Origin of the sequence: Enorma timonensis (assembly GCF_000321165.1) — a bacterium.
Classification (GTDB): Bacteria; Actinomycetota; Coriobacteriia; order Coriobacteriales; family Coriobacteriaceae; genus Enorma.
The window spans coordinates 1-25,481 of sequence record NZ_CAPF01000001.1 but is presented as its reverse complement, the minus strand read 5'-3'; the positions used below and the strand labels follow the sequence as shown (position 1 = coordinate 25,481).

At 66.5% G+C, this 25,481-nt stretch carries 22 protein-coding genes and 1 rRNA gene; 14 read left to right on the top strand and 9 right to left on the bottom strand.

Annotated features, from left to right (window positions below):
* The 14 genes from BN423_RS00115 to accD form a co-directional block, all read left to right on the top strand.
* Positions 1–750, top strand: a 750-nt coding sequence (locus BN423_RS00115) for a hypothetical protein (protein ID WP_026088964.1), incomplete at its 5' end; no start/stop codon positions are given.
* A 330-nt stretch (positions 751–1,080) separates the two neighbouring features.
* Positions 1,081–1,941, top strand: coding sequence for an Mrp/NBP35 family ATP-binding protein (locus BN423_RS00110; protein ID WP_019238253.1), 861 nt, complete (start codon positions 1,081–1,083; stop codon positions 1,939–1,941).
* Positions 1,942–1,976: 35 nt separating this feature from the next.
* Positions 1,977–3,275, top strand: coding sequence for an NAD(P)/FAD-dependent oxidoreductase (locus tag BN423_RS00105; RefSeq protein ID WP_019238252.1), 1,299 nt, complete (start codon positions 1,977–1,979; stop codon positions 3,273–3,275).
* A gap of 7 nt (positions 3,276–3,282) precedes the next feature.
* Positions 3,283–4,941, top strand: a complete 1,659-nt coding sequence (locus BN423_RS00100; protein ID WP_019238251.1) for an NAD(P)/FAD-dependent oxidoreductase — start codon at positions 3,283–3,285, stop codon at positions 4,939–4,941.
* 302 nt (positions 4,942–5,243) lie between these two features.
* Positions 5,244–6,203 (top strand): beta-ketoacyl-ACP synthase 3, encoded by a 960-nt coding sequence (locus BN423_RS00095; protein ID WP_019238250.1) that lies wholly within the window; start codon positions 5,244–5,246, stop codon positions 6,201–6,203.
* A 64-nt stretch (positions 6,204–6,267) separates the two neighbouring features.
* A complete protein-coding gene (locus tag BN423_RS00090) occupies positions 6,268–6,498 on the top strand; it encodes a phosphopantetheine-binding protein (protein ID WP_019238249.1) in 231 nt (76 codons plus the stop codon).
* A 1-nt stretch (position 6,499) separates the two neighbouring features.
* Positions 6,500–7,444, top strand: a complete 945-nt coding sequence (fabK, locus tag BN423_RS00085; protein ID WP_019238248.1) for an enoyl-[acyl-carrier-protein] reductase FabK — start codon at positions 6,500–6,502, stop codon at positions 7,442–7,444.
* On the top strand, positions 7,432–8,391 hold the full coding sequence (locus tag BN423_RS00080) for an ACP S-malonyltransferase (RefSeq protein WP_019238247.1): 960 nt from the start codon (positions 7,432–7,434) through the stop codon (positions 8,389–8,391). The genes fabK and BN423_RS00080 overlap by 13 nt, the downstream gene beginning before the upstream one ends.
* Positions 8,392–8,400: 9 nt before the next feature.
* Complete coding sequence (gene fabG / locus BN423_RS00075; protein ID WP_019238246.1) at positions 8,401–9,150, top strand: 3-oxoacyl-[acyl-carrier-protein] reductase; 750 nt, start codon at positions 8,401–8,403, stop codon at positions 9,148–9,150.
* Between the two features lie 80 nt (positions 9,151–9,230).
* Positions 9,231–10,472: a beta-ketoacyl-ACP synthase II gene (gene fabF, locus BN423_RS00070; RefSeq protein WP_019238245.1), complete on the top strand. Its 1,242-nt coding sequence runs from the start codon at positions 9,231–9,233 to the stop codon at positions 10,470–10,472.
* Between the two features lie 2 nt (positions 10,473–10,474).
* Positions 10,475–10,999 (top strand): acetyl-CoA carboxylase biotin carboxyl carrier protein, encoded by a 525-nt coding sequence (accB, locus tag BN423_RS00065; RefSeq protein ID WP_019238244.1) that lies wholly within the window; start codon positions 10,475–10,477, stop codon positions 10,997–10,999.
* Positions 10,996–11,433 (top strand): 3-hydroxyacyl-ACP dehydratase FabZ family protein, encoded by a 438-nt coding sequence (locus tag BN423_RS00060; RefSeq protein ID WP_019238243.1) that lies wholly within the window; start codon positions 10,996–10,998, stop codon positions 11,431–11,433. The genes accB and BN423_RS00060 overlap by 4 nt, the downstream gene beginning before the upstream one ends.
* Before the next feature lie 261 nt (positions 11,434–11,694).
* A complete protein-coding gene (locus BN423_RS00055) occupies positions 11,695–13,047 on the top strand; it encodes an acetyl-CoA carboxylase biotin carboxylase subunit (RefSeq protein WP_019238242.1) in 1,353 nt (450 codons plus the stop codon).
* Positions 13,037–14,764: an acetyl-CoA carboxylase, carboxyltransferase subunit beta gene (gene accD / locus BN423_RS10510; protein ID WP_019238241.1), complete on the top strand. Its 1,728-nt coding sequence runs from the start codon at positions 13,037–13,039 to the stop codon at positions 14,762–14,764. Before BN423_RS00055 ends, accD begins: the two co-directional genes overlap by 11 nt.
* A gap of 80 nt (positions 14,765–14,844) precedes the next feature.
* Here accD and BN423_RS00045 read toward each other — a convergent pair whose 3' ends face one another.
* The 9 genes from BN423_RS00045 to rrf form a co-directional block, all read right to left on the bottom strand.
* A complete protein-coding gene (locus tag BN423_RS00045; protein ID WP_232385444.1) occupies positions 14,845–17,946 on the bottom strand; it encodes a type I restriction endonuclease subunit R in 3,102 nt (1,033 codons plus the stop codon).
* A 16-nt stretch (positions 17,947–17,962) separates the two neighbouring features.
* The gene (locus BN423_RS11890) at positions 17,963–18,259 is read right to left on the bottom strand and encodes a type II toxin-antitoxin system YafQ family toxin (RefSeq protein WP_071784312.1); all 297 of its coding nucleotides are present in this window, start codon (positions 18,257–18,259) and stop codon (positions 17,963–17,965) included.
* The gene (locus BN423_RS00035) at positions 18,253–18,540 is read right to left on the bottom strand and encodes a type II toxin-antitoxin system RelB/DinJ family antitoxin (RefSeq protein ID WP_019238238.1); all 288 of its coding nucleotides are present in this window, start codon (positions 18,538–18,540) and stop codon (positions 18,253–18,255) included. Before BN423_RS00035 ends, BN423_RS11890 begins: the two co-directional genes overlap by 7 nt.
* 68 nt (positions 18,541–18,608) lie before the next feature.
* Positions 18,609–19,796, bottom strand: a complete 1,188-nt coding sequence (locus BN423_RS00030; protein ID WP_232385442.1) for a restriction endonuclease subunit S — start codon at positions 19,794–19,796, stop codon at positions 18,609–18,611.
* A 5-nt stretch (positions 19,797–19,801) separates the two neighbouring features.
* Positions 19,802–21,367 carry a type I restriction-modification system subunit M gene (locus BN423_RS00025; protein WP_019238236.1) on the bottom strand — a complete coding sequence of 522 codons (1,566 nt, stop codon included), beginning with the start codon at positions 21,365–21,367 and terminating at the stop codon, positions 19,802–19,804.
* A 69-nt stretch (positions 21,368–21,436) separates the two neighbouring features.
* Entirely contained in the window at positions 21,437–23,680 is a 2,244-nt protein-coding gene (gene uvrB / locus BN423_RS00020; RefSeq protein ID WP_019238235.1) for an excinuclease ABC subunit UvrB, read from the bottom strand.
* Positions 23,681–23,790: 110 nt separating this feature from the next.
* Positions 23,791–24,387 carry a lytic transglycosylase domain-containing protein gene (locus BN423_RS00015; RefSeq protein ID WP_019238234.1) on the bottom strand — a complete coding sequence of 199 codons (597 nt, stop codon included), beginning with the start codon at positions 24,385–24,387 and terminating at the stop codon, positions 23,791–23,793.
* Positions 24,380–25,009: a dephospho-CoA kinase gene (gene coaE, locus BN423_RS00010; protein ID WP_019238233.1), complete on the bottom strand. Its 630-nt coding sequence runs from the start codon at positions 25,007–25,009 to the stop codon at positions 24,380–24,382. The genes BN423_RS00015 and coaE overlap by 8 nt, the downstream gene beginning before the upstream one ends.
* 222 nt (positions 25,010–25,231) lie before the next feature.
* Positions 25,232–25,347 (bottom strand): 5S ribosomal RNA (gene rrf / locus BN423_RS00005).
* Positions 25,348–25,481: the final 134 nt, after the last annotated feature.

Here is a 25,481-nt window from a genome sequence, read left to right as displayed (position 1 = left end):
GACGCCGCCGACGCCGCCTCCGCGGCCTACGGCATCTCCGGCACCGCGCGCTACCTCGAGGCGACGAACTCCCTCGCCCGCGACGCCGAGCGCGCGGCGCGCGACCTGGGCGTCGAGCTGCCGAACGCCAAGCGCGCTGGCCGCATCATGATGCTCGCGACGCTCCTCGCGCTCGCCCTCGTCTACGGCGCCCACTTCATCGCGCGCACCGCATCCATGCGCGCCGATTCCCAGGTAGCGGCGGAGACCATCTCCGCAATCACCGACGCGTTCGAGCACCGGGGGTACTACGTCATCGGCGACGACCCCACGGAAGCCTACGACCGGGACGGCTACAGCGTGAACGCGCACCTCTCCGATTCGGGCGACGACACCACCTTCGTCTCGCTCGACGTCGACAACGACGGCGTGGTGACCGAGGTCTCCTACAAGCTCCAGGTCGACCCCGCGCGCTCGCTCGACGAGAACCTCGCGCGCGCCGAGGAACGGCTCGCCGAGCTGCACGCCGTCGTCGAGGGGCTCGATGTCCCCGTCGCCGCGCCCGGGCTGCTTTCGTACGGCACGCTGCCGGACGCCTTCGGCGAGGCGTTCCGCGCCGGCACGCTCTACGATGACATCTACCTCAACCCCGACGACCTCGGGAGCTCGGAGGGCGCCGCCATCTGGTGCAGCTTCGACACGCTCCCCGAAGAGGACTGGTTCGACGGGATGGAGCCCGATATCTGGCTCACGCTCGAAACCGACCGGTAGCCACCACGCGCCGTACAGCGCCGCCCCTTCGCGCACCGCCGCGCCGCGCTCCATGAACCGTCGCTCCGTGCCTCATGGACAAACTTGTCAACTTTGCATACGAAGCGCTTTCTCGCGTGGCCCCCATCGATAAAGTTGTCAACTTTGCACGCGAGGCACGCGTTCATGCGGCCTTCATCGATACAGTTGTCAACGTTGCACGCGAAGCGCGGGGCGAGGTGGCGCGCGGGCGGCGGGGACGATATGGCGCGGCGGCGCAAAGGGTACAATGAGGCGGTAACCAACCTGTTCGCCCGACGCGGCGCGCCGGGTGCAATCGAAAGGACTTCCATGGCTACATGCGAACATGCCGCCGCAGCGGGCGGCCAGGCCGCGCCCACGCAATTCGAGGAGAACAACCTCTCGGAGGCGAAGCGCGTCATCGCCGTGCTCTCCGGCAAGGGCGGCGTGGGCAAATCGCTCGTCACGGGCGCGCTCGCCATCGAGCTCGCGCGGCGCGGGCACACGGTCGGCATCCTCGACGCCGACATCACCGGCCCCTCCATCCCCAAGATGCTCGGCATGAGCGGGCGACGCGCCCACGGCCTGGGCAAGCTCCTGCTGCCCGAGATCTCCACCACGGGCATCAAGGTCATGTCGTCGAACCTCCTGCTCGAGCACGAGACCGACCCGGTGCTCTGGCGCGGCCCGGTCATCGCGGGCGCCATCAAGCAGTTCTGGAGCGACACCTCCTGGGGCCCCATCGACTACCTGCTCGTCGACATGCCCCCGGGCACGGGCGACGTGGCGCTCACCGTGTTCCAGTCGCTGCCCGTGGACGGCATCGTGGTGGTCACGAGCCCGCAGGACCTCGTGAGCATGATCGTCGCGAAGGCCGTGAACATGGCAGAGAAGATGCACGTGCCCATCCTCGGCCTCGTCGAGAACATGAGCTACGTGACCTGCCCGGATTGCGGCAAGAAGATCGAGGTATTCGGCCCGAGCAAGCTCGATGCGGTCGCCGACGAGTACGGCCTCAAGGTGCTCGGCCGCCTGCCCATCGACCCCGCGCTCGCGCTCGCCTGCGACGCCGGCGCGCTCGAGGAGGCGCTGCCGCAGGACTTCCTGCCCGACGCCCTCGCCGCCTGCGAGGCCGTCCCCGCGCACGAGGGCGCCGATGACGCCGGCGCCGAGGCGGACGCGGAAGGCTGATAGACCACCCTGGATACGAAGCGGAGACGATCGCCATGGCGCGCAGCGCACCGGAAACCTATGATGTGGCCGTGATCGGCGGCGGGGCGTCCGGCCTCGCGGCCGCGCTCGCCGCCGCCCGCGCGGGGGCGCGCACGGCGGTCATCGAATGCGATGTCGCCTGCGGCCTTCCCATCCTCGCCACGGGCAACGGCCGCTGCAACCTCTCCAACGAGCGGCTGCGCCCCGCCTGCTACCGCCATCCCGTCATCGCCCGCGCCGTCATGGGCGAGGAGCCCGAGGCGCGGCTCGCGGGCTGGTTCGCATCGCTCGGCATCTGGACGACGAGCGACGAGGGTCGGCTCTACCCTCTGAGCAAGCGCGCGGAATCCGTCCGCGACGCGCTCGTGGGCGCGTGCCGGCGCGTGGGCATCGCCGAGCGCTGCGGGCACCGGCTCATGCACGCCGCATGGAACCCCGCGGACGGGCTCTGGAAGCTCGAGGCGCTCGCGCCCTCCGCCCCGCTCCATGCGCCCCGGGCCCGCGACGAGCATGCGCGCCTCAGGGCGCTCCGCCGCGCGCTCTCCACGTCGCCCATGCGCACCGAGACCATCATGGCGCGCGCCGTGGTGCTCGCCCCCGGCGGCGGCTCCGAGGCGCTCTGCCAGGTCTTCAAGCTCCCCCACCTCGACGAGCAGCCCGTGCTCTGCCCCATCGCCTGCGCGCCCGCGCCCGGCGCGGACGGCCTGGGGCCAGACACCCTCGCGCGGCTCGACGGGGTGCGGGCGGATGCGCGCCTCGCGCTCGTTCGCGGCGGCACGCCGCTGTGGAGCGAGGACGGCGAGGTGCTCTTCCGCGCCTACGGGCTCTCCGGCATCGCCGCCTTCAACCTCTCGCGCCGCATCGAGCGCGACGACATCGTCGACATCGACCTCTTCCCGGCGCTCGCCGAGGACGACCTGCGCCAGCGCTTCCGCGAGCGCGCCGCGGCGGTCGGGGAGCTCGCCGACCGGGGCGCCTCCTGGTTCGACGGCATGCTCGCCCCGCAGCTCGGCCGCATCGTCGCGCTCGCCGCGAACGGCTCCTACGGCAGGGCGGCGCGCGCCGCAAAGGCGCTCGCGTTCCGCGCGCGCGGCGTGACCGAGACCCGTTCCGCCCAGGTGCGCCGGGGCGGCATCCCCTTCTCCGCCGTGGATGCCGAGACGATGCGGCTGAGCACCCCGCACGACGGCCCGCTCTTCGCCTGCGGCGAGGCGCTCGACATGGACGCCGACTGCGGCGGCTACAACCTCGCCTGGGCGTGGCTCTCGGGCATGCGCGCCGGCACGGCCGCTGCGCGCGCGATCGGCGGGTGAGCGCGCCATGATCGAGATTTCGGATATCCGCGCCACGCTCGCCCAGGGTGCGACCGAGCAGCGCTGCCTCGCGGTGGGGCTCGCGTACGTCATCAAGACGCTCGGCTGCCTCCCCCACCTCATCGAGCACATCGAGCTGCGCAAGCGCTCCATCGACGCGCGCCGCAAGAGCGACGTGCACCTCGTCCTCACCGTCCGCGTCACCTTCCATGCGCACGTCGACGAGAACGGGCTCATCGCGCGGGTACCGGAGCGCGAGCGGAAACACGTGCGCATCGTGGCCGAGGAACCGCCGCACACGCCGCTCATCCTCGCGAAGCCGCCCGCGCCGCGGCCCGTCGTCGTGGGTGCGGGCTGTGCCGGCCTCTTCGCCGCGCTCGCCCTCGCCGAGGCGGGCGCCGAGCCGCTCCTCATCGAGCGCGGTGACGACGCGCGCCGCAGGACGCAAGCCATCGAGGAGTTCCACCGCACCGCCGAGCTCGACCCCGAGAGCAACATCCAGTTCGGCCTGGGCGGCGCGGGCACCTTCTCGGACGGCAAGCTCACCACGGGCACGAAGAACCCCGCGCACCGCCGCATCCTCGAGGCGCTTGTCGCCGCCGGGGCGCCGCGCGACATCCTCTGGGACGCCAAGCCGCATGTGGGGTCGGACGTGCTGCCCGTCGTCGTGGAGAACCTCGTTGCCCGCATCCGCGAACTGGGCGGCGAGGTGCGGTTCCGCGCGCGCATGGTGGATATCGAGCGCGCGCAGGGGCAGGCAGGCGGCGTGCGCGCCCTCCAGGTCGAGACACGGGACGTTGCGGGCGCCGTGCGCACGGAGCGCATCACCTGCACCGCGCTCGTCCTCGCCTGCGGCCACTCCGCGCGAGACGTGTTCGAGCTCCTTGAGCGGCGCGGCTTTACGCTCGCGCGCAAGACGTTCGCCATGGGCGTGCGCATCGAGCACCTCCAGGCGGCGATCGACCGCGCGCAGTACGGCCGCTTCGCCGGGAACCCAGCGCTCGGCGCCGCCCCCTATAAGCTCGTCGCCCACCCGCGCGGCGGCCGCAGCCTCTTCACCTTCTGCATGTGCCCGGGCGGCGAGGTGGTCGCCGCCGCCTCGGAGCCCGGCGGCGTCGTCACCAACGGCGCGAGCCTGCGCGCCCGTGCGGGCGCCAACGCGAACTCCGCGCTCCTCGTGAACGTGACGCCCGACGACCTCCCCGGCTCCGATCCGCTCGCGGGCGTGGAGCTGCAGCGCCGCTGTGAGCAGCGCGCCTTCGAGCTCGGCGGGGGGAGCTACCGCGCGCCCGCGCAGCTCGTGGGCGACTTCCTTGCCGGCGTCCCGAGCTCGTGCGGCGGCCGCGTGGAGCCCACCTATCCGCTCGGCGTCACCTGGGGCGCGCTCGACGACGCGCTGCCCCCGTATATCACGGAGACGCTTCGCGCCGGGATCCCCGTGCTCGGACGCAAGCTCGAGGGCTTCGATGCGGCGGACGCCGTGCTCACCGGCGTGGAATCGCGCTCGAGCGCGCCCGTAACCGTCGTGCGCGGCCGCGATTGCCAGGCGCTCGACGCCGCCGGCCTCTTCCCCTGCGGGGAGGGCGCGGGCTACGCGGGCGGCATCATGAGCGCCGCCGCCGACGGCCTCCGCTGCGCCGACGCGGTCTTGAACACGCTCAAGTAAAAATACCCCAGGGGTTTTTCTACATCCGCGGCAACAAGGCGCCGGCCTCGTTGCGAGGAGAAGCGAGAGGATGTAGAAAAACCCCTGGGGTATTTTTACATTTTGCGCCAAAACCTCGGTGTCGTTGACCAATCGTCAAACATGGATAAAGCGTGACGCGGCGCGCATATTTCGACGCGCGGGGCATCGTCGCCCGCGCGCTTTGCTAGCGTATGGGTGGTTGACGTTTATTAATAAATCGTCAATAAGATGACGCGCTGCCGTACGGTATGCGCCGAAACGACACCCCGAGCGAGGCTCACATGGCTTTCCACATCATCGGGACGGGTTCGGCCCTCCCCGAGCAGCGCATAACGAACGACGACCTCTCGCGGTTCCTCGATACCACGGACGAGTGGATCTTCTCGCGAACCGGCATCCGGGAGCGCCGCGTATGCACCCATGAGACCCTCGATGACCTCGCCGTCGCCGCGAGCGAGCGCGCTCTCGCCGCCGCGGGGCTCGCCGCGACCGACCTCGACCTCATCGTATGCGCCACCACCTCGGGCGACCACCTCATGCCCGCCGAGGCCTGCGCGGTCGCCGAGCGTATCGGCGCCTCTTGCCCGGCCTTCGACGTGTCGGCCGCGTGCGCGGGCTTCGTCTTCGCCCTCGACGTCGTCGACGGCTTCCTCGCCCGCGGCCGCGCCCGGCGCGCGCTCATCGTGGCGGCGGAGCAGATGTCGCGACTCCTCGACTGGAGCGACCGCGCCACATGCGTGCTCTTCGGCGACGGCGCCGCCGCGTGCGTCGTCGAGGCGGGCGGGGCGAGTCCGCTTGCCATCGAGCTCTCGACCACGCCCGACACCGACGCGCTCTCCGTACCCGGCATCGCCGGGACCTCGCCGTTCGCCGCGGCGACGCCCGTCCCGAGCGCGCTCGCGATGAAGGGCCAGCGCGTCTTCAAATTCGGCGTCCAAGCCATCTGCGACGCCGTGCACGGCCTGTGCGCCGAGGCCGGTATCGGGGCCGCGGACATCGACCACTTCATCTTCCACCAGGCCAACGACCGCATCCTCACCGCCGCCGCCCAGCGGCTCGGCATCGAGGACGACCGCGTGGCCCGCACGCTGCACGCGACGGGCAACATCTCGAGCGCCTGCATCCCCTACACCCTCGACGCGCTCGCGCGCGGCGGACGGCTCCACCCCAGCGAGCTCATCGCGCTCGTGGGCTTCGGGGCCGGCCTCGACGTGGGCTCGTGCCTCATCCGCTGGGAATAGCCCGGCCATCACCCCGCCCCCTTCGCGCATTCCGCGCGAGGACGATAGCAAAAGGAGAACCATCATGGCAGACACCACCTTCGACCGCATCTGCGCCATCATCCGCGACAACGGCGGCACCGGCGCCGAGCTCACGCCCGAGACCAAGCTCGCGGACGCCGGCCTGGACAGCCTCGCCACCGTCGAGGCCGTCATCGCCTGCGAGGACGAGTTCGGCATCGAGATCGAAACCGATTCCAACCCCGAGACCGTGGGCGAACTCGTCGAGCTCATCGAATCCCTCATGGAGAACTAGCATGCTGCGCTCACCCATCTGCGAGGCCCTGGGCACCGAGAAGCCCATCTTCCAGGGAGGCATGGCGTGGATCGCCGACGCCTCGCTCGCGTCCGCCGTATCCGAGGCCGGCGGCCTCGGCATCATCGCGGCGATGAACGCGGACGCCGCATGGCTCCGTTCCGAGATCCGCGCCCTGCGCGAGCGCACGGACAAGCCCTTCGGCGTGAACGTGATGCTCATGAGCCCGTTCGCCGACGAGGTCGCGCAGGTCGTCATCGACGAGCACGTCCCCGTGGTCGTGACGGGCGCCGGCAACCCGGTGCGGTTCATGAAGGCCTGGAACGAGGCCGGAATCAAGGTCATCCCGGTCGTCGCCTCCGTCGGGCTCGCGCGCATCGTCGAGCGCGCCGGCGCCGCGGCCGTGATCGCCGAGGGCGGCGAGAGCGGCGGGCATGTGGGCGACGCCACCACGATGGCGCTCGTCCCGCAGGTCGCCGACGCGGTGAAGATCCCCGTCATCGCCGCGGGCGGCATCGCCGACGGCCGCGGCATGGCGGCGGCGCTCATGCTCGGCGCCTGCGGCGTCCAGGTGGGGACGCGCTTCCTCGTGGCCGATGAGTGCGCGGTGTCCGAGGAGTACAAGGAGCGCGTGCTCAAGGCGAAGGACATCTCCACCCTCGTCACCGGCCGCCGCACCGGACATGCCGTGCGCTGCCTCAAGACGCCATTCACCAACGCGTTCGCGCAGCGCGAGAACGAGGGGGCGCCCATCGAGGAGCTCGAGCAGATGGGCGCCGGCGCCCTGCGCAAGGCCGCGAAGGACGGCAACTACGAGGAGGGCTCGTTCATGTGCGGGCAGGTCGCCGGCCTCGTCCGCGAGCGCCAGAGCGCCCGCGCGATCGTCGAGGACATCGTGGGCGGCGCGGAAGAGCTCCTCAAGGGGGCGGCGGCATGGGTGGCGTAGCCTTCCTCTTCGCCGGCCAGGGCGCCCAGCACCCCGGCATGGGCGCCTCGCTCGCCGAGCGCGAGCCCGCGGCGCGCGCCGTCTTCGACGCGGCGGACGCCGTCCGTCCCGGCACGAGCGCGCAGTGCTTCGCCGGCACCCAGGAGGAACTCGATGAGACGGCGACGACGCAGCCGTGCGTCTTCGCCTGCGACCTCGCCTGCGCGCAGGCGCTCGAGGCGCACGGGCTTACCCCCGATGCCGTGGCGGGCTTCTCGCTCGGCGAGGTCGCCGCCCTCACCTTCGCGGGCGCCCTCGACGATGCGGCCGGCTTCGAGCTCGTATGCCACCGCGCCGCGTTCATGGCCGCAGCGGCGGCGGAGCATCCCGGCGCCATGCGCGCCGTGCTCAAGCTCGACGCCGCAACGGTCGAGGCCCTCGCGCGCGAGGCGGGGAACGCCTGGCCGGTGAACTACAACAGCCCCCAGCAGACCGTCGTCGCAGGCGCCCCCGAGGCGCTCGACGAGCTCGACGGGCTCGTGCGCGCCGCCGGCGGGCGCAGCATGCCCGTCGCGGTGTCCGGCGCCTTCCACAGCCCCTACATGGCGGATGCGACCAAGGCGCTCGCCGCCTACCTCGCGGACGGCCACGGCCTCGCCGCGCCGCGCATCCCCGTCATCGCGAACCGCACCGCCGAACCCTATCCCGAAGGCGACGGGGCGAACGCCGGGGCTGCCCGCGCTGAGCTCCTCGCGAGCCAGGCGTCGAACCCCGTGCGATGGGTGCGCACGCTCGAAGCGCTCTCGTCCCGCGGGATCGACACGTTCATCGAGGTCGGTCCGGGAAAGACCCTCACCGGCCTCGTGAAGCGCACGCTCAAGGGCGCGACCGCCCTGCCCTGCGAGACGCCCGAGCAGCTCGATGCCGTGCTCACCGCCTGCCGTGGCGCGGGCGACCCGGCGGAATAGGAGGACATCATGGCAACCGACACCGAACGGCGCTGCGCGCTCGTCACCGGAGGCTCGCGCGGCATCGGCCGCGCCATCTGCCTCGCGCTCGCGCAGGCGGGCTTCGACCTCGCGATCGTCTACGCCGGCAACGACGAGGCCGCGCGCGAGACCGCCGCGCGCGCCGAGGAGCTCGGCGCCACCGCCCGCACCTATCGCTGCGACGTGGCGGACGCCGACGCTGCCGCCGCCTGCGCCGCGCAGGCGCTCGCCGATTTCGGCGGCATCTGGGCGCTCGTGAATAACGCGGGCGTCACGCGCGACGCGCTCCTCGCGCGCATGAGCGAGGAGGACTTCGACCGCGTGATCGACGTGAACCTCAAGGGCGCCTACCACATGACGCGCGCCCTCGTGCGCCCGTTCATGCGCCAGCGCGGCGGCCGCATCGTGAACATGAGCTCCGTCGTGGCGCTCGCGGGCAACGCCGGCCAGGTGAACTACGCAGCCTCGAAGGCGGGGATCATCGGCCTCACGAAGGCATGCGCCCGCGAGCTCGCGGGCCGCGGCGTCACCGTGAACGCCGTCGCCCCCGGCTTCATCGAGACCGATATGACCGCGGCGCTCGCCGATACGGTGCGCGAGCGCACCGAGCAGCAGATCCCCCTCGGCAGGTTCGGCCGCGCCGACGAGGTGGCCGCGCTCGTCGCCTTCCTCGCCAGCGACGCGGCCGCCTACATAACCGGCGAGGTCATCCGCATCGACGGCGGCATGGCGATGTGATGCCGCCCGCACGCGAAGCCGCGAGATCGGGCGCCATCGACGCGCCGCGAGCGCCAGGCACAGATAGAAGGAGAAGCACCATGGAACGCAGGGTCGTCATCACCGGCATGGGGGCGGTCACGCCCGTCGGCCTCACCGCCCCAGAGACCTGGCACGCGCTCGTCAACGGCACGAGCGGCATCGCCACCATCGCGAACATCCCCACCGACGGGCTCAAGGTCACCGTCGCCGCCGAGGTCAAGGGCTTCGACGGCCGGGAGCGACTCGGGGAGGACGTGCGCCACAAGGACCTCAACGTGCAGTACGCGCTCGCCGCATCGGATGAGGCGATGGCGGGATCCGGCCTGGCCGAGGCCGAGAACTTCGACCCCGACCGCGTGGGCGTGTACGTGGGCTCCGGCATCGGGGGCATGGCATCCTACACCGCCGCCGTCGACACCATGCGCGAGCGCGGCTTCCGGCGCTGCCCGCCGTTCATGATCCCTATGATGATCGCGAACATGGCCGCGGGCGAGGTCTCCATCCGGCACCGCCTCACCGGCCCCACGCTGCCCGTCGTCACCGCCTGCGCCACCTCGGCGCACACGGTGGGCGAGGCCTTCCATGCCATCAAGCACGGCTACGCGGACGCGATCCTGGCCGGCGGCGCCGAGGCCTGCATCGTGCCCGAGGCCATCGCGGGCTTCACGAACTGCAAGGCGCTCACACGCAACCCCGACCCCGCGACCGCCTGCCGCCCCTTCGACAAGAACCGCGACGGCTTCGTGATGGGCGAGGGCGCCTGCATCCTCGTCCTCGAGGAGCTCGAGCACGCGCGCGAGCGCAGCGCGCGCATCCTGTGCGAGATCGCCGGCTACGGCAACACCGCCGACGCCTACCACATCACGAGCCCCGCGCCGGACGCCCAGGGCATCACGCGGGCGATCCGCGCGGCCGTCGAGGAGGCCGGGCTCGACGTGCGCGACGGCCTCTACATCAACGCCCACGGCACCTCCACCAAGCTGAACGACGCCTCCGAGACGCTCGGCATCAAGCAGGCGCTCGGCGAGGAGGCGGCGCGCGCCGCGCACATCTCGTCCACGAAATCCATGACCGGGCACATGCTCGGCGCGACCGGCGCCCTCGAGGCCGCCGTATGCGCGCTGGCGATCGAGCACGGCGTCATCCCGCCCACCATGGGCTACGCCGAGCCCGACCCTGCCTGCGATCTCGACTACACGCCCAACCGCGCCGTCGCCGCACCGGTGCGGTGCGCGCTCTCGACGAACCTCGGGTTCGGCGGACACAACGCGGCGCTGGCATTCAAGGTTTACGAGGAGTAAGGATGAAGATCGATTCCCAGAAGCTCAACGAGGTCGCCGCCCTCATGGAGGACCACGGCCTCACGCGCGTGCGCCTCTCGGAGCAGGACGGCCGCGTCATCGAGCTCGAGCGCACGCCGGCGCCCGTCGTCGCAGCCGCACCGCTTCCCACCGTCGAGGCCGCTCCCGCCGCCGTCGCGGCAGCTACCCCGGGTCCGGCAGCGCCCGCGCCCGCCGAGGCGGCCGCCCCAGCCGCGGACGACACCGGTGCCGATGCGGGGACCGTCGCCGTCACGGCGCCCATGGTCGGCGTGTTCTATGCCGCGCCCTCGCCCGACGCCGACCCCTTCGTGCACGTGGGCGCGCACGTGCACGCGGGCGACACCCTCTGCATCATCGAGGCCATGAAGCTCATGAACGAGGTCGTAGCCGACATCGATGGCACCGTCGTCGCCATCGAGGTTGCCGACGGTGCGCTCGTGGAGTACGGCGCGCGCATCATGTCCATCGAACCCGACGAACCCGCGAAGGAGGCTGGTGCGCGATGAAGCGACCCGAGCTCGAGAAGATCCTCCCCCATCGCGCGCCCATGCTGCTGCTCGACGAGGCGGAGGTCGTGGACGGCGAGGCGCATGGCCGCACCCGCATCACCGGCGACGAGTTCTTCGTGCAGGGGCACTTCCCCGGAAACCCCGTCGTTCCCGGCGTGATCCTCTGCGAGATGCTCGCTCAGAACTGCTGCGTGCTCATGGGCGAGGAGCTCGCCGGCACGGGGGACGTGACCCCCTTGTACACGAGCCTCGACAAGGTGCGCTTCAAGCATCCCGTCCGCCCCGGCGACACCGTGGAGCTCGTCTGCACGATCACGCGGCACCGCGGCCCCTTCTACTTCGCGCACGGCGAGGCGCGGGTCGCCGGCGAGCTCTGCTGCGTCGCCGGCATGTCGTTCGCGCTCATGCCCAGCGGCGAAGCGGCGCGCTAGCGGGCCCTGCGGCGCCCGATGCAGCCGCGACGCACCGTTTTTCCCTCCCCGCCGTCTAGTTCTGGTGGTCACGTTCAGATATGCACGATGTCCGGGGCGCACGGGGCGCTCAAAAGGGCTTTGTCATGGGAGGCGACCCGTACCGCATGGAGCAATCCTGGGGTTTTGTCGCTTGCCAGGCCGCGGGGGCGGCACATCGCGGCTTCCCGGCGCGCCCCAATCGCGCATATCTGAACTTGACCACCACGTTGGAGGCTTCCCATGTTCAAAAAGATCCTCATCGCCAACCGCGGCGAGATCGCGGTGCGCGTCATCCGCGCCTGCAAGGAGATGGGCGTCCAGACCGTGGCCGTCTATTCGACCGCGGACGCCGAAGCGCTCCATGTCAAGCTCGCCGACGAGGCCTACTGCATCGGCGGGCCGCGGCCGCAGGATAGCTACCTCAACGGGGACGCCATCCTCACGGTCGCCGCCGCGAGCGGCGCCACCGCCATCCATCCCGGCTACGGCTTCCTATCCGAGAACGCCGCGTTCGCACGCCAGTGCCGCGAATGCGGCGTGGTGTTCGTCGGACCCGCGCCCGAGGTGATCGAGCGCATGGGCGACAAGGACGCCGCGCGCCGCACCGCACGCGCGGCCGGCGTGCCCGTCGTGCCCGGCTGCGACCTGCTCGAGAGCGCCGAGGCGGCCGAGGCGGAAGCCGCGCGCATCGGCTGTCCCGTGCTCATCAAGGCGCGCTCGGGCGGCGGCGGGCGCGGCATCCGCAAGGTCGAGCGCCTCGCGGACGTCGGCCGCGCCTTCACCGAGGCGCGCGCCGAGGCCGAGGCCGCCTTCGGCGACGGCGCATGCTATATGGAGAAGTTCGTGGCACCCGCCCACCATGTGGAGGTGCAGGTGCTCGCCGATGCGCACGGCAACGTCGTCACCCTCGGTGAGCGCGAATGCTCCGTGCAGCGCCGCAACCAGAAGCTCTTGGAGGAGAGCCCCGCCCCCTGCCTGGACGGTCGCGACGACGTGCGCGAGCGCATGTACGAGGCGGCGCGCAGCCTGGCACGTGCCGTGGGCTATGAGGGTGCGGGCACCATCGAGTACCTCTACACCGACGACGGCCAGTTCTACTTCATGGAGATGAACACGCGCCTGCAGGTCGAGCACCCCGTCACCGAGTTCGTGACCGACATCGACCTCGTCAAATGGCAGCTGCGCATCGCCGCGGGCGTCGCGTTCCCCTACACCCAAGACGAGCTCGCGCCCGCCAAGCGCGCCCACGCCATCGAGTGCCGCATCAACGCCGAGGGGCCGGGGCCGGACTACCTCCCCTCGTGCGGCACCGTCGAGAACCTCCATGTGCCGGGCGGGCCATGGGTGCGCTTCGATTCCGCGCTCTACCCCGGCGCCCTCGTGCCGCCCTACTACGACTCCATGCTCGGCAAGCTCATCGTGCGCGCCGGCACCCGCGAGGAAGCCGTGCGCAAGATGCGCTCCGCCCTCACCGAGCTCGAGGTCGACGGCGTTCAGGAGAACAGCGACCTGCAGCTCGACATCCTCGCGAACCCGGAGTTCCTTTCCGGCATCTACCACACGAACCTGATGGAGCACCTCTATGAAAGCTAAGCAGAAGGGCATCAACAAGCTCGAGGGCCCCGTGACCGATGTACCCATCGAGCTCCCGGAGCGCCGCGCATACGTTAAGTGCCCGGGCTGCCGGCGCGTCATCGACCAGGAGCTGCTCGCGCGCAACCTCGACGTCTGCCCCCGCTGCGGGCACCACCTGCGCCTGGGCGCACGCGCGCGCCTTGCAATGACCCTCGACGACGGCAGCTTCGAGGAATGGGATGCCGAGCTCTCCGTGCAGGATGCGCCCGCCGGCCGCGAGGCGCTCTCCTTCCCCGGCTACGCCGAGAAGCTCGAGCGCTCGCAGCGCGCCTGCGGCAGCAAGGACGCCGTGCTCTGCGGACGCGCCACCATCGGCGGGGAGCCCTGCGCCGTCTTCATCATGGACGGCGATTTCATGATGGGCTCGATGGGCTCCGTCGTGGGGGAGAAGATCTGCCGCACCTTCGAGCGGGCGATCGAGCTCCGGCTTCCGGTCGTGGGCATCACCGTCTCGGGCGGCGCGCGCATGCAGGAGGGCACGACCTCGCTCATGCAGATGGCGAAGGTCTCGAGCGCCCGCGCCCGCCTCGCCCGCGCCGGCCTTCCCTACCTCGCCCTGCTCACCGACCCCACCACGGGAGGCGTCACCGCGAGCTTCGCCATGGAGGGCGACGTGATCCTCGCCGAGCCGGGCGCGCTTATCGCCTTCGCCGGCCCGCGCGTGGTGGAGCAGACCACCCATAAGCGCCTGCCTGCGGGCTTCCAACGCGCCGAGTTCTTGCTCGAACACGGCTTCCTCGACCTCATCGTCGAGCGCGCGGACGTCCCCGCGACCCTGGCCGAGCTCCTCGCCCTCCACGCCGGCCGCATCCCGTCGGCCTCCGCGCCGCATGCGCTTCTGGAGCAGCATGGGCCGCACATGCTCCTCAAGAAGATCGGCCGACGCCGCAAGCAGGGGAAGCCCGAGCCGCCGAGCGCCTACGAGATCGTGCAGGCGGCGCGCTCTGTGGAGCATCCCACCGTGCTCGAGCTCATCGAGCTCGGCTTCGACGGCTTCATCGAGCTCCACGGCGACCGCTCCTTCGGTGACGACACCGCCATCGTGGGCGGTATCGCTTGGGTGGGCGACCAGGTGCTCACCGTCATCGGCACCGAGCGCGGCCGTTCCACGAAGGAGCGCGTGGCGCGCAACTTCGGCTCCGCGCATCCGGAGGGCTACCGCAAGGCGCGGCGCCTCATGCAGCAGGCCGAGCGCTTCGGCAGGCCCGTCCTCTGCCTCGTCGATACCGCGGGCGCGTACTGCGGCATCGGTGCGGAGGAGCGCGGTCAGGGCGAGGCCATCGCGTCGAACCTCGTGACCATGGCCGAGCTCAAGACGCCGCTCGTGAGCATTATCACCGGCGAGGGCGGAAGTGGCGGCGCGCTCGCGCTCGCAGGGGGCGACCGCGTCTACATGCTCGACCATGCCGCCTATTCCGTCGTGAGCCCCGAGGGCTGCGCCTCGATCCTGTGGAAATCCACCGACCGCGCGGCGGACGCAGCCGAATACCTCGGCCTCACCGCCCCGCGCCTCACCGAACTCGGCATCGCGGACGGCACCATCGATGATGCGTGCAGCCACGAGGAGCTTGCCCGGCGCATCCTGGCGCGCGCTCTGGACGCCTTCGCCGAGCTCGCCGCCCTCGATACGGAGGAGCTCCTCACGCGCCGCTACGCCCGCTTCCGCGCGTTCTAACCCGCCGGGCGAGAACGAAGCCGGCGCGCCCGTCCAGTCATGTGAAATTACCCCAGGGTTTTAACATCAGCGAAGATGGTTTATCGCTCGATAGGCCATCTTCGCACGAGCGTGCGGAACTTGTCATAGAAGTCCTGCAGTCGGGCAATTACGCGCGAGCGCTTCTCGCTGTAGGCATTCCCTTTGGCGAAGCGAGACATCTTGGGCAGGCACGCCTGCACCATGGTTCCACTCTCCGGCACACCGCCGGCCTCGAATGCATAGGAGATGACGTCGCGGACCTTCTCTGGGTCAAGGTTCTCCTCAGAGACGATCGAGTCGAGCTCGCGCGTCATCTCATGATCGACATGCGCCGCCCATTCGGCATCGACGCGAGCGCGGCGCTCCTCCTCGGTGCCCTCTTCGGCCTCGGCGGCGTGTCCATCAGCAAGACCCATGCGCTCCAAGAACGCCTCGATGAGCTCTGCTTTATCGCGAAGCTGCGGACTCGTCCAAATCGCGCGGTAAATCTTATCGAGCGCGATCTTGTCTTCCCCATTACCGCCGCGCGCCTTCGCAACGAGCCCAAGGATGTAGTCGATATCCACTTCGACCTGCCGTATGAGCTCGATCTCGAACGCAAGGTCATCGACGATATCGACCGCATCCGCCTTCGCGCGACGACGATACTCGTCAGCGACGTCGAGGTACGTGCTCTGCCAATCCTGCAGCTTAAGCGCAGAAAGCGGGTCGTCGGCGGCAAATTCATCAAACACGCTCAGCACGTTGCGCAGGCGTAGGAGCGCACCGAAAGCCCCAACGAACGCCTTCTCCGCCGCCTCGCCCACAAGCTCGAGCTTGCCGTCCGCGCCTATGAACCTCGTTTGGATCTCGTCGAGGGTGCTCAGATAGTCCGACATGTACTCGGCATACGATTTGAGAATCACGATGCCGCCCGCCGCCTCATCGCCGAAAAGCTCGAGCGCTTCGTCTACCCGATGCGAAAGGTCGCGGAAACAAACGATGTTGCCGAATGACTTGACCGAATCGAGGATGCGGTTCGTGCGGCTGAACGCCTGGAGCAAGCCGTGCATCTTGAGGTTCTTATCGACCCAGAGCGTATTCAATGTAGGCGAATCGAAGCCGGTGAGGAACATGTCCACCACGATGAGCATATCGAGTTCGCGCTTCTTAAGGCGCTGCGAGACATCCTTGTAATAGCTCTGGAACTTAGCCCCGTCCGTAGAGAAGGACATGTTGAACATGGCGTTGTAGTCCTCGATCGCGAGCTCAAGCGCCTCGCGATCACTTGCATCGAGCTGAGCGGTCTCCATAGATTCGTCGGCGATGATACCGGTAGCGAGATCATCCCCGTTCGGCGCGTAGCTGTAGATCATGGCGATCTTAAGCGGCTTGCCCTTGAGCTCGCCGCGCGTTTGCTGAATCTGTTTAAAAGCGGCGTAGTAGCGCTTCGCGGCGGGAATGGATTCCGTTGCGAGAATCGAGGTGAAGCCCGTCCCGTCGCTTTTTCGCTTCGTATGCTGCGCATAGTGGTCGATGATGTACTCGGCGTTGTTGATGATGCGCGCGAACGAGATGAGCGCGCCCTCGCGGTCAATCGCCTCGACCTGCTGGCCGTCGTCCCCGTGCGCCGATTTCATAGTGGATAGATAGCTCACGCGGAACGGCAGCACGTTGCCGTCGTCGATGGCGTTCACGATGGTGTAGGAGTGGAGGCGGTCGCCGAACGCCTGCTCGGTGGTGCGCAGCGTGGGGTCTCCGCTCATGCTGGCGTTCTTCGCGAAGATGGGCGTACCGGTGAAGCCGAACAGGTGGTAGTTCTTGAACTTCTTGACGATGTCCTTGTGCATCTTGCCGAACTGGCTGCGGTGGCACTCGTCGAAGATGAAGACGACGTGCTTGTCGTAGATGGGGTGCTTGGCACTCTTCTCGATGAGCACGGAGAGCTTCTGGATGGTGGTCACGCAGATGCGCTTCGTGTCGTCGCACAGGTTGGCGTCGAGGGCGCGCGTATCCGCGGACCCGTTCACCGCATCCTTCTGGAAGCGATTGTACTCCTTCATGGTCTGGTAGTCGAGATCCTTGCGATCCACGACGAACATGACCTTATCGATGCCCTCCATGCGGCTCGCGAGCTGGGCGCACTTGAACGAGATGAGCGTCTTGCCCGAGCCCGTGGTGTGCCAGACGTAGCCGCCGGCATCGATGGTGCCGAGGCGGCGGCGGTCGAGCTCGGAGACGAGGATGCGGTTGAGTATCCGCTCCGTAGCGCAGATCTGGTACGGGCGCATGACGAGCAGCTTCGGCTCGTCTTCGGCGGTGAGCACGCAGTAGTGCGTGAGGACCATGAGCAGCGTGCCGCGCGAGAGGAACGTCCGCGCGAACCCCTCAAGGTCGGCGATGCGGCGGTTCTTCGAGTCTGTCCACCAGCTCGTGAATTCGAACGAAGACGCACCCTTGCGCCCCGCCTTGGGGTGTGTATGATCCCAACGCACGGTATTGCCGTAGTACTTCGTGCTCGTACCGTTGGAGATGACGAAGACCTGGACGAATTCGAAGAGCCCCGAACCCGACCAGAAGCTTTCGCGCTGGTAGCGCTCAATCTGGTTGAACGCCTCGCGCAGGCGCACGCCGCGCCGCTTGAGCTCGATATGCACGAGCGGAAGACCGTTCACCAAAATCGTGACATCATAGCGGTTCTTGTGAGTGCCCTCGTTCGCCTCGTACTGGTTCATGACCTGAAGGCGGTTCTTGTGGATATGGTCGCGGTCGATGAGGTAGACGTTCTTGTACGAACCATCGTCGCGTTGGAAAGCGATGACGGGGTCGTCCTGTATGCGGCGCGTCTTGTCTGTGACGGTGAGCGCGGGGTTCGTGATGTTCTCAGATGAGAAGCGCTTCCACTCGACATCGGTGAACCGAATACCGTTAAGCTCTTCAATCTTCGCCCGCAGGTTCGCTACAAGCGCCGCCTCGGAGTTCACGTTCAGCCGCTCGTAGCCCTGGCTCACGAGGATATCGATAAGCTCCTGCTCAAGCATAGCTTCAGATTGATAGGCGCCGTCGGCGGCAGGAGACACCGGTGCCTCGGCGCAAACCGTCGACTCCGGCCCTTGAAGAATGAGCCCATAGGTGAGCGCCCTCGGCGCAGCATCCTTGGCAATGGGATCGTCAACGGTCATACCCGGCTCCTACTACTCAGCGACGACCAAACAGGTCATCGTGACTACCCGTTCGCTCAAAAAGAGCCACCTCGTCGTTCTCTGCCCAAATAAGCAGCCAATCGCCGGCGTTGCACACATGGCATTCATGGTGCCCTCGCCAATTGCCCGCAAGCAAGTGCTCTCCATGCCGACGGCGCAGCTCCGCACGGCTTTCCTCGGTGTGTTCGATCACGAGGTTCATGACGTGCTTCAACTCATCGAGATTCCGCCGTTGCTTTTTCAAGCGTTTAACATCTCTGTTGAAATGCGGGGCGTAATCTGGTCTTAGCATGCTTCGTCATACTCCATGGCCTCGAACATCTCATCGATATTCGAAAACCGTGCTTTCCGCCCCTCGGAAAGGAAGGCGTCGCCCCAGGCCATGGCGTCGAGCGTTTCGCTATTCGGAGTCTCACGGTAATTCGTGAGCACGGGCAGCGTGCGCGTACGAGCCATCTGCACGCAGACCGCCCTCAGCACGCTCGAAAGGTCAAAGCCATATGCCTGCGCAACGTCCGCCGCTGCGTCTTTCGCTTCTTGATCGAGCCTGAAATTCATGATGGCAGTAGACATGTCGGCTCCCTTCTCTGTAATACATATCATACCAATTGTGACGATATGTATACACAGAATGATGGACTTTATGCCATCTTACGGGGAAAGCTCAACAGTTTGTCGCGGTAGTACTCGTACTGCTGGCGGCGCGCCTCGATCTCGGCAGGGAGGCCGTCGGTGAGCGACGTCGTAAGTGCATCGAAGCGGTCGAGGATGTTGACGACCTGCCGCTGGATCCGAAGCGGTGGAATGGGAACGACAACATCGTTCAAATTGGTAACTGCAAGCCCTGGTTGCGCCCCTTGAGACTTGTATTGATTTAAATTCGCCGCAGTCAACAGGTGAAAGGCAAACCGAGGAAGTGCGGACTCTCCGCAAGAGACAACAACTGCATGCTCGGTGGCATAGAATTGGCCTTGAGCAAAGCAGACGTTTCCACACAATGCTCCTTGTCGACCAATAAGGACATGCTCTCCGCTTTCATTTGCCATAGATACATAGCCTCGCAATCCATTGCCCCCAAAGCACGGATAAGGGCAAACTTCACTCTGCATCGCGGAAATAAGCTCACTTGAAATATGTTTTCCTGCTTTTAGCTTGAAAACCTCACCTATCGTCAGCCATTGAAGGTCTCTCTCTCTCTGCATTTCAATGTTATCAAAGGCTAACAGTTTATCGCGATAGTAGGCGTACTGCGCCTTGCGCGCCTCCAGCTCCGCCTCCAGCTCCGCCTCCAGCTCCGCGAAGGAGTCTAGCACCCGCACAACCTCGCGCTGGATTTCGAGCGGTGGGACGGGGAACGGGAACGACTTGAATGCTCCCATCGCAACCGAAGCGAAGCCGCCCTTGTTGGTGTTGTCGAGGCAGAACTTATCGAGAACATCCGCGTAATACAAGACGAACTTCATATCGAGGAGATCTCGAAAAGCGGGCTTTCTCGTCAGGCAAGTGAAGCGCTGGTTGCACATAAACGGCACGGTGACGAGCGCATGCTCGCCGATAGTCGCAGATGTGGCAACGATTAAGGAGTTGGCGTCGAACAAACGCCCGCCCTTGATGGCCCCTTCCGAAACCTTCTGGATGGAATCTGACAAAACCCTCCCATTTACACGGATGTCATCCATCCTGAACCAGTTGACCGTACCGTCGACCCAGTACTCGGGCTTCTTCTTCGAAGGTGTATAGCCATTCTTGAGGTCAAAGACCTCGTTCAGCGGATAGAAATCCACCCCGTCCGGGCAGAGCCTCTTAACCATCTCATCAATCTTGCTCATACGCATCACGCCTCCAGATCCGCCACGATGGCGTCGATCTGCTCGCGCAGCTTCTGCTCGCGGGCGACGATGCCCTTGATGCGCTCATTGAGCTCCGCGATGTCGACCTGCTCGCGCGTGTCGCGCTTCTCGACGTAGGTGCCAACTGAAAGGTTATAGTCGTTCTCAGCGCCGACCTCGTCGATGCTGACGAGCTTCGAGAAGTGTTCCTCCTCGCAGCGATCATGAACCGCCTTATACACGCGCTCGATGTTCTCGGGCATGAGTTTATTCTTGTTGCCGACGTGACTGAATTCCTCGGATGCGTCCACGAACAGAATCCTATCGTCGGCCTTGCCCTTGGAAAGCACAATGATGCAGGTGGAAATGGTTACTTTGCCGAAGAACAAGTTTGCTGGTAACTGAATAACGGCCTCGACGAAGTTGTTATCGACAAGATATTTACGAATTTTCTTTTCAGCATTTCCTCGATACAAGACACCGGGGAACTCGACAATTGCCGCCTTACCTCCCGGCGACAGCCATGAGAGCATGTGCATTGTGAACGCCAGATCAGCATACTTCTTAGGTGCCAGTACACCCGCCGGCGCAAAACGCGGATCGTTAATGAGTGTGGGGTCGCTGTCGCCAGCCCACTTAATGGAATACGGGGGATTCGAAACGATGGCATCAAATGGCTCTTCATCCCAGTGTTTGGGAGACATGAGGGTGTCACCTAAGGCGACGTCAAACTTATCGAATGGAATCTTGTGCAGGAACATGTTGATGCGAGCCAGGTTGTAGGTCGTAATGTTGATCTCCTGACCGTAGAACCCGCGGCGGACGTTCTCCTGCCCCAGAAGCTTGGCAAATTTGAGCAAGAGCGAGCCCGATCCACAGGCCGGGTCATACACCTTGTTCACGGAATCGCGATCGCCGATGACGATCTTGGCCAGAAGCTCGGAGACCTCCTGCGGCGTGAAGAACTCGCCGCCGGACTTGCCGGCGTTGCTGGCATACATGTTCATGAGGTACTCGTATGCATCGCCAAAGAGGTCAATCTTGGCGTCCATGACATTGCCGAAATCGAGCCCCGCGATGCCCTTGATGATCTTCACGAGGCGATCGTTGCGTTCGGCTACTCCGCTACCGAGCTTATTGGAATTGAGATCGATGTCATCGAACAAACCCCGGAAGCTCTTCTCGGAAGCCGTTCCCATGCTCGAGCCCTCGATATGGTCAAACACGGCTTTCACCGTCTCATTGAGGTCGGGATCCTTATCGCAGCGCGCCGCGACGTTCTCGAAGAGCTCGGAGGGCAGCATGAAGTAGCCCTTCTCCTCGATGATGCCCTCGCGCGCGGCCTCGGCGTCCTCATCTGCCATCGCAGCATATGAGAACGCCCCATCGCCCGCTTCACGTTCACCCTCGTCGATATACGCGGTAAGATCCTCGGAAATGAAGCGGTAAAACAGGAAACCCAGGATGTACATCTTGAAGTCCCAACCATCTACGGCGCCGCGCACATCGTCCGCGATGCCCCAGATGGCCTTATGCAACGCCGCGCGCTGCTGCTCCTTGGTTTCCGTCATGGATTTCCTCCATACCCTCCATGCACCACAACGCGTTTGATTATATCGTTACGCCTGGGCAGTCTTCTCCTAGTGCTTGCCCTTCCAGCCCTGGCGCTTCCGCCCGCCGCCGAAGACGCTGCCCTTGCGCGCGGTGCGCCGCAGCGCCTCCATGGCCTCGTCCTCGCTCGATCCCTCGAGCATGGCCTTGATGTGCACGATGGCATCGCGCAGGCGCGCCGCCTCCTCGAAGTCCATGGCCTCCGAGGCGCTGCGCATATCGTCCTCCATCGTCGCGACGATGCGCTGCACCTCGCCCTTCGGCAGATCCGCAAGCTCCTCGGCGAGACGCTGCCCGGCGGACGCCGCAGCCTCCGGCGCCTCGTCCGCCCCTTCGCCCGCCGGCGTGAAGAACGCGCCGTGACCGAGTGAGTCGCCCCGGCTCCGGTCGCGCTTGCCCACGTTCTCGTTCGCCTCAGCGATGAAGCTCGAGATGTCGTTGATGGCCTTGCGCACCGTCTTGGGCTCGATGCCGTGCTCCGCGTTGTACGCCATCTGGATGGAGCGACGACGGTTCGTCTCGTCGATCGCCTCGCGCATGGAGTCGGTGATGGTGTCGGCGTACATGATGACCTCGCCGTCGGCGTTGCGAGCCGCGCGGCCGATGGTCTGGATGAGCGAGCGCCGGTTGCGCAGGAACCCCTCCTTGTCCGCGTCGAGGATCGCCACGAGCGACACCTCAGGCAAATCGAGGCCCTCCCGCAGCAGGTTGATGCCCACAAGCACGTCGATCTTCCCCTGGCGCAGGTCGCGCAGGATCTCCACGCGGTCCATCGTCGCGGTGTCGGAGTGCATGTAGTTCACCTTCACGTCCGCGTCGAGCAGATGGTCGGTGAGGTCCTCCGCCATGCGCTTCGTGAGCGTCGTCACGAGCACGCGCTCATGGCGCGCCGTGCGCGCGCGGATCTCGTCGAGCAGGTCGTCGATCTGCCCGCGCACCGGGCGCACGTCGATCTTAGGGTCGAGGAGCCCTGTCGGGCGGATGATCTGCTCCACGTTGTTCTGGCTCACGCGCAGCTCATAGTCGCCCGGGGTCGCGCTCACGTAGATGAACTGCGGCACGCGCGCCTCGAACTCGTCGAAGCGCAAAGGGCGGTTGTCGAGCGCCGAGGGCAGGCGGAAGCCGTGCTCCACGAGCGTCACCTTGCGCGAGCGGTCGCCTTCGTGCATGCCGCGAATCTGCGGCACCGTCACATGGCTCTCGTCGATGATGCAGAGCATGTCCTTCGGGAAGTAATCGATGAGCGTGTAGGGCGGCTCTCCCGGCTTGCGCCCGTCGAGGTGGCGCGAGTAGTTCTCGATACCGTTGCAGTAGCCCATGGTCTCGAGCATCTCGAGGTCGTAGTCGGTGCGCTGCTGCAGGCGCTGCGCCTCGAGCAGCTTGTCGGCGGCCTTGAGCTCGGCCACGCGCGCCTCGCACTCCTCCTCGATGGTGCGGAGCGCCGCGCGCACCTTCGGCTTCTCGGTCACGTAGTGCGACGCCGGCCACACCGGGATGGCGTCGTATTCGCGCAGGATCTCGCCGGTCACCTCGTCGATCTCGGCGATGAGCTCCACCTCGTCGCCGAAGAACTCAAAGCGCAGGGGATGCTCGGCGTAGGGCGGGAACACGTCGACCACGTCGCCGCGCACACGGAACGTGCCGCGGGCGAGGTCGAAATCGTTGCGGTCGTATTGGATGTCGATGAGCGCGTGGATGAAGTCGTCGCGCTCGAGCGGTTCCTTCTTGTCCACGTTGGGCGCGAGGCCGGCGTAATCCTCCGGCGATCCGATGCCGTAGATGCACGACACGGAGGCGACCACGATCACGTCGCGGCGGCTGAGCAGCTGCGAGGTGGCCTGATGCCGGAGCATCTCGACCTCCTCGTTGATCGAGGCGTCCTTCTCGATGTAGGTATCCGATTGCGGCACGTACGCCTCGGGCTGGTAGTAATCGTAGTAGGACACGAAGTACACGACGGCGTTATGGGGGAAGAACTCCTTGAGCTCGCTCGCGAGCTGGGCGGCGAGGGTCTTGTTCGGCGCCATGACGAGCGTGGGCTTGCCGAGCGCCTCGATGGTCTTGGCCATGGTGTAGGTCTTGCCCGAGCCGGTGACGCCGAGCAGCACCTGGTAGCGGTCGCCGGCGCGCACGCCGTCCACGAGCGACTGGATGGCCTGCGGCTGGTCGCCTGACGGCTCGAAGGGGCTTACGACCTCGAATTTGGCCGGTTCTCCCGCGGTCCCGAAACGACGCAGCTCGCCGCCGACGCGTTCGACCTCGAATGCCTCCACCGTGGGCCTCCTTGCATCCCGCTGCACCATGCCATTCCCCCGAGCACGGCGTTACGCGCGGTGATCAGGGGCGGTATCCTATCACGAGGAGCACGGGCGTGCAAGCGCCCTCAGGCGCCCCAGGCGACGAAGCGTCCCGCGTAGAGCTCCTCGTATCGATTATACGAGTTCAGAACGCGCACAAGGTATGCCTGCGTCTCGGGGAAGGTGATCGCGTTGTGCAGCGCGGTATCCTGATCCACCCAGTCCTCGACATTGCCGATGCCTGCATTGTAGGCGGCGATTGCCCGATCGAGCGCACCGTCATAGTAATCGAGCAGATAGCGCAGGTAGGCGCAGCCGAACATGATGTTGACGTCGGGTTCGAACAGGTCGTCGACCGAATATGCGTCCCCGTCGACATAGCCCTTGTCGATCATGTCCTGCGCCGTATCGGGAAGCAGCTGCATGAGCCCCTCGGCGCCGGACGACGAGCGAACACTCGGGTCCCAGTTCGATTCCGTCTCGATGACCGCTGCGACGAGGTACGGGTCGATCTTGTACGCCTTCGCAGCGGACTGGATATCGTCCTCATAGCTCAGGGGATACAGCATGCCCACCACAGGGGCGGGAGCATACGTGAACACGAGCGCTATGAGGCAGAACACGAAGGCGGGAACGAGTGCGATCGCGCGTAGCCATCCCGCGGCGCTCAGCCGCCTACCCATCGAACGCGACTCCGCGGCAAAGGGCAGGGCACGATCGCACGAGCCACGCATCGAGTGCGCGGAACAGCACGTCGTCGTCCCCGACGTTTTCGATGACCGTCGTGGCGAGTGCGCAGAGCTCTGGCTCGCTCATCTGCACAGCATCGCGCGCGTCGAAATCAGAGGCCTCCATACCCCGCGCGCAAGCGCGCGCCCGTCTCACCTCATAGGGGGCGGTGATCGCAAGCACCTCGTCCGCAAGCACGAACGCTGAGGTGAATGACCTTGGGGCGGAAACCTCCACGATCACGAGCAGAGGAACATCCGAACCCTGCCCCAAATCGGAAAGAAGCTCATGGAGGCGGTCTTCAAGCACGGGGTATACGAGGGCCTCGAGGCGCGCGGTGGCCGAAGCATCGGCAAACGCGCGCGAAGCGAGTACATGCGGGCGAACCTCACCCACATCATCCAAAATGTCCTTGCCAAAGGCCTGCGACAATGCAACGACGAGCTCAGAGTCAGGAACATAGAGGGATTTGCACATTGCATCCAGGTCGATGCGATACGCACCTCGGCGCTCGAGATACCGAGCCGCCGTCGATTTGCCCGAAGCGATCGAACCAATGAGAAAGACCGTATGCATAACATGCTCACCTCAAACGAGATGGAAGGGAAGGAACATCGTATGGAACAGATGCCATCACAGCCGCACAGGTACCCCAGGGGGCACAGCGAGCCCACCTATTATGCACCGGACCTATGAAGCTCGGATGAACAGTCCTTATATGAAACCGAGATAACAAAAAAGCCTCTGGGTTCTACCCAAAGGCTTTTCGATTTCGTGCACGGCTCGGTGCCGTCCACCGGTCAGCGGCGCCCTGCCCTCCCACGGGCTGACCCCGCAGTACTCTCGGCGCTCGGGGGCTTAGCTTCCGGGTTCGGAACGGGTCCGGGCGTGCCCCCCCTGCCATGGCCGCTGACCGGTGGGCGGCGCCCGCCGGGCGGGGTCGTCCCCCGCGTGCCCTCAGGGCCGCACAGCGCGGATGCGATCCTCCGCAGACCTGGACGCGGGAGCCTCTCGACGGCGATCGGAGCGCTGTGCAGGCGCCGGCGCC